The sequence below is a fragment of the Myxococcus sp. AM011 genome (genome assembly GCF_013372595.1).
In the GTDB taxonomy this organism is placed as follows: domain Bacteria; phylum Myxococcota; class Myxococcia; order Myxococcales; family Myxococcaceae; genus Myxococcus; species Myxococcus eversor.
In genome coordinates this window covers 1-4,249 of record NZ_JABXEM010000457.1, presented here as the reverse complement: position 1 = coordinate 4,249, position 4,249 = coordinate 1, and the positions used below count along the sequence as shown (strand labels likewise).

Annotated in this window: 3 protein-coding genes and 1 pseudogene; all 4 read right to left on the bottom strand. The window is 68.6% G+C overall.

The genetic code is table 11. From position 1 onward, the window contains the following. Positions 1–300: pseudogene (locus HUW62_RS45950) on the bottom strand (hypothetical protein); the annotation flags it as partial. A 545-nt stretch (positions 301–845) separates the two neighbouring features. Beyond that, positions 846–1,694, bottom strand: coding sequence for an alpha/beta hydrolase family protein (locus HUW62_RS45945; RefSeq protein ID WP_176438048.1), 849 nt, complete (start codon positions 1,692–1,694; stop codon positions 846–848). A 10-nt stretch (positions 1,695–1,704) separates the two neighbouring features. Further along, entirely contained in the window at positions 1,705–3,315 is a 1,611-nt protein-coding gene (locus HUW62_RS45940; RefSeq protein ID WP_176438047.1) for an amino acid adenylation domain-containing protein, read from the bottom strand. A gap of 18 nt (positions 3,316–3,333) precedes the next feature. Beyond that, positions 3,334–4,249 (bottom strand): acyl-CoA dehydrogenase family protein (locus HUW62_RS45935; protein WP_176438046.1); only part of this gene is annotated, 916 nt, incomplete at its 5' end.

Here is a 4,249-nt window from a genome sequence, read left to right as displayed (position 1 = left end):
GTCCGCACCCGCGTCGGCGCCTCCATCCGAACCCGCGTCTGAACCACCGCCACCGCCGCCGCCACCGCCGTCCGAACCCGCGTCGCGGCCCGCATCGGTGCCGGTGCCTGCGTCGGCGCCCGCATCCGCGCCCGCGTCCACTCCCGCGTCGTCCTCACAGGTGGGTGTCTCGGTGAACTCCTGCTCAGGAGGATCACAGCCCGCGTCCCCGGCGTCACCCGCATCTCCCGCGTCCCCGGCGTCAGGGCCTCCGTCACACTCCTCGCAGGACTCGGGCTCCTCCTCGTCTCCGGTCGACATCCCTTCGCGCCTCTGCTCCGTGCTCCTGGCGTCCTCCTGCGCGAGGCATGCCGACATGCCGACAGCAAGCACGAGCATCGCCAGGAAGAGCGCGCGGGCAACGAGGGGACTGGCGGTCGGGAGTGGTTGGGAAACCCGCATGGGACTGTCCTGGATTGAGAAGGAGTTGTGCGCCCTTCCCACGAGCCTAGGGCACACAGGAACGCCTGAACAGGCTTACATGGAAAAGCATGATAAACTGACTCGGGCCTTCTGGCGATGATGCAGGAAGAGCGCTGGCCTCGCGGCGCAACTACGAGTTCTTCGGCGCGCCCACGGTCGGCAGCCCGTGCATGCAATCCCAGAGGAGCTCGTCATCCTCCGTGGGTTGTCTTTAGCCAGGCCCCCGCCGCGCACCTCATGAGAGCAGCTCTCCTCGGAGGAGATGGCGGACGTGCTCGGCATCCCCGCCCCCAAGGCGCGTGGCCAACCGATGCGGGGGAGGGAGCTGCTGCGCGAGACCCTGGCCGCCCTGACCGACAGCCCGGAGCACCTGCACGGCACCGTCACCCGACTCGCGCACTGGGCCACCCAGCATCCGGGGGCCTCGTAGATGGCTCCAGGAGCCGCCCCAGCAGCCGGGTGGCCGCACGGGTCGCATAAGGCCAGCCATGGTCCCCAGGGTGCTCCTCGTAGGTATGCGCGACACCCGCCGCGTCGAGTGCCCGGTGCACCCGGCGATTCATCTCCACCACGCGGGGGTAGTCCTCGATGCCGACCTCCAAGGCCAGGGCGGGCGCCCGCCCCGCCGCCGCGCCCTCGATGAGCCGCCCCGTGTCATACGCCCGTCGCACCTCGCTACCCACGGGCCCCCAGACGCGGTCGTGCTCCTGCTCGGTCGGCATCATGCACGCACCACCCCGCATCGACGCGTAGGGGTCTCCCTGCCGCTCCGACGCGTAGAACGCTCCGGCGACGGCGAACGCACGAGAGAACACCCCAGGGTTGCGCAACGCGAGGTGAATCGCTCCCGCGCCGCCCATGGAGAAGCCGCCGATGATTCTAGACCGCGCGGCCCGATCCACCGGATACGTCGCCTCGATGGTGGGGATGAGGTCCGCCAGCAGGTAGTCCTCGTAGCGCTTCCCGGAGGCGTCGTTCATGAACCAGCGCCGGCCGCTCTCGGGGAAGACAAACAGGACGTCACTCGCGAGCCCCGTCAGGAAGCCGTCCCCTTGCCGCGCCCAGGAGTGCCGGTCCCCTCCAAAGGAATGGAGCAGATAGCAGACGCGGAATCCCGCCAGAGGTGGACGCCCCGAGGGGACCTGGACATGCGCCACCTTCTTGCGACCCAGGGAAGGCGCATCATGTTCGAACTCCGAGCCACGCAGGACTTCGGACCGCGGTATCAACATGGGTCTCTCCTCAGGCGCTCCCGCTCCGGAGCGACGGCATCGTTTCAGGGGGATTCACAGGCCGGGACAGCAGCTCCATGACCTGCTGGGAATCGATCTTCCCCCGATTGTTCCGGGGGAGTGCGTCCACGGGCAGGAGCTTCGACGGCACCATGTACGGAGGAAACCGCTCGGCGCAGTGCCGCCGGACGTCGTCAAGCAGTGCCTCGGATGGAGCCCGCAGGACGAGCGCCGCGCCAAGCAGCTCCACGCCGCTCTCCTGAAGGACCACCACCGACGCCTCCGTCACCGCGGGGTGAGCCTGGAGCACATGCTCCAGTTCCTCAAGCTGGACGCGATACCCGCGCACCTTCACGAGTCGGTCACGTCGTCCGAGGAAGATGAGTCGACCTTTCTCGAAGCGGGCCATGTCCCCCGTGCGGAAGAACGTGCGGCCATCCGCCCCTCGCTCGAAGCGCTGCGCGGTGAGCGCATCCAGCCCGCGATAGCCCTCCATCACGGTGGGCGCACAGACGAGGAGCTCTCCCTCCTCCGTGGGCGCACCCGAGCCGTCCTCCAGTCGAATCTCCGCATAGGGACACGGCAGGCCGATGGGCACCGGACCCTCCGAAGCCAGGTCCTCCGGCCCGATGTCGTGGAAGGTGAAGACATTCGTCTCTGTCGGGCCGAACCAGTTCGAGAGCGTGCACCCGACGGGAAGCCGCCGCGCCAGTTCCTGGAGCCCGGGCTTGGGAATGACCTCCCCCGCGAGAATCACGTGCCGGAGCGACGAGGAGGCCAGCTCGCGCAGCGGTGTCCCCGCGTCGGGTCGGAGCAGCACCGAGGGAACGGAGTACCAGACGGTGATGCCGCTCTTGATGATGAACCGGCACGTCTTCGCCACCTGACCGAACAGCCACTCCGGCACCGGCGTGAGCGCGGCCCCCACCACGGCGGAGGCGAAGAAGTCGAAGATGGTCAGGTCGAACGAGGGTGACGCATGCTGCGACAGCACGTCTTCCGGCCCGAGGCCGAGGTGCCGTGCCCCCCACTCCACGAACGCCACCGCGCCGCGATGCGCCTGAATCACGCCCTTCGGCTTCCCAGTCGACCCCGATGTGTAGAGGACATACGCGACAGCCTGCTCCTGGACGGGAACCGCCTGGGACAGCGGCGCTCGGGAGAGCGCTTCGCACCAGGAGACCCGGTCCACCTCCTGGGGAACGAACGCTGTCAGCAGCGTCACCACCACCTCCTGGCGCGCGGCCCACAGCCCTTCTCTTGCTTCGTCACGGAACAGGGCGTCCGCGACATGCCGCGTGGTGATGAGGTGCCCCGGCTCCGCGTCGCGCAGGATGAGCCGGGCCCGGGCCGCGGGCGTCGCATGGTCGATGGGCACATAGCTGGCGCCCGCCAGCAGCGCGCCGTAGATGGCGATGGACAGCTCCTCCCCCTTCGGCAGGCAGATGGCCACCCGCCCTCCAGGGCGCAGCCCTGTCTCCACCAGATAGGCGGAGAGCCGCAGCGCGCGTTCAATCAGCTCGCCATAGGTGAGCCGTTTGGCGGGAGTGATGAGCGCGGTGCGCGAGGTGAAGCGCGACGCCGCGTCCAGGAGGACGGTCGACAAGGTCTGCTGACGCATCTTGAGTGCCTTTCCCGCTCAGGGATCCAATCCCAGCTCGGAAGCGATGATGACCTTCTGGATTTCGGAGGTTCCCGAATAGAGGATGCCTCCCAGTGCATCACGCAGCTCGACGCCGACGTCCGAGCCCTCCATGAACCCCATGCCTCCGTGAACCCGGAAGGCATCCGTCCCCGACGCGAGTGCCGCCTCGCTGACATACAGCTTGGTGAGGCTCGCCTCGCCCGCTGTCAGAACACCCGCCACGAGTCGGGTCACCGTCTCTCTCACGAGGAGCGCGGACGTCCGGTAGCGCACCAGCATGTCCACGAGCCGCGCGGCGACCTGCTGGTGTGCACCAATCGGCCGGCCGAACTGCTGCCGCGTCTTCGCGTAGCTGAGCGAGGTCAGGAACTGCTTGCGCATCATCCCCAGGTGGAACCCCGCGAGCATGCTCCGCTCCCACAGCAAGGCATGCTGGAACACCGTGGCCCCCTGTCCCGACAAGCCCACCATCGCGCTCCGCGGCACGCGGACCTCGTCGAATCCCACGGAGCACACGGAGCAGCCGTGCATCCCCATGCGGGGCTCGTCGATGCCCACCTCCACCCCCGGTGCACTCCGAGGTACCAGGAACGCGCTGACGCCTCGGTAATGCAGGCGCGGGTTCTTGGTCGCCAGCACCAGGAACCAGTCTGCCTCACGGGCGTTCGTGATGAAGCACTTGTCCCCGGTCAGGACACACGTGTCGCCCTCGACGCGAAAGCGCGTCCGGAGGGACATGACATCGGAGCCCGCGCCGGGCTCGGTGGCGGCGAGCGCGCCAATCGCGGAGCCGTCCCGCAGCGAGGGCAGGAGCCGCTTCTGCTCCTCGTCGCCAAAGCGCAGCAGGCCCGAGGCGAAGCCGAAGCAGTGCGCCCCGAGCCCCAGGGGAAAGCCGCCCCCCTTGCACCCC

Bases quoted from the DNA above. Each gene is read 5' to 3' on its own strand.
- HUW62_RS45945 (WP_176438048.1), bottom strand. From the start codon at position 1,694: ATGTTGATACCGCGGTCCGAAGTCCTGCGTGGCTCGGAGTTCGAACAT.
- HUW62_RS45940 (WP_176438047.1), bottom strand. From the start codon at position 3,315: ATGCGTCAGCAGACCTTGTCGACCGTCCTCCTGGACGCGGCGTCGCGC.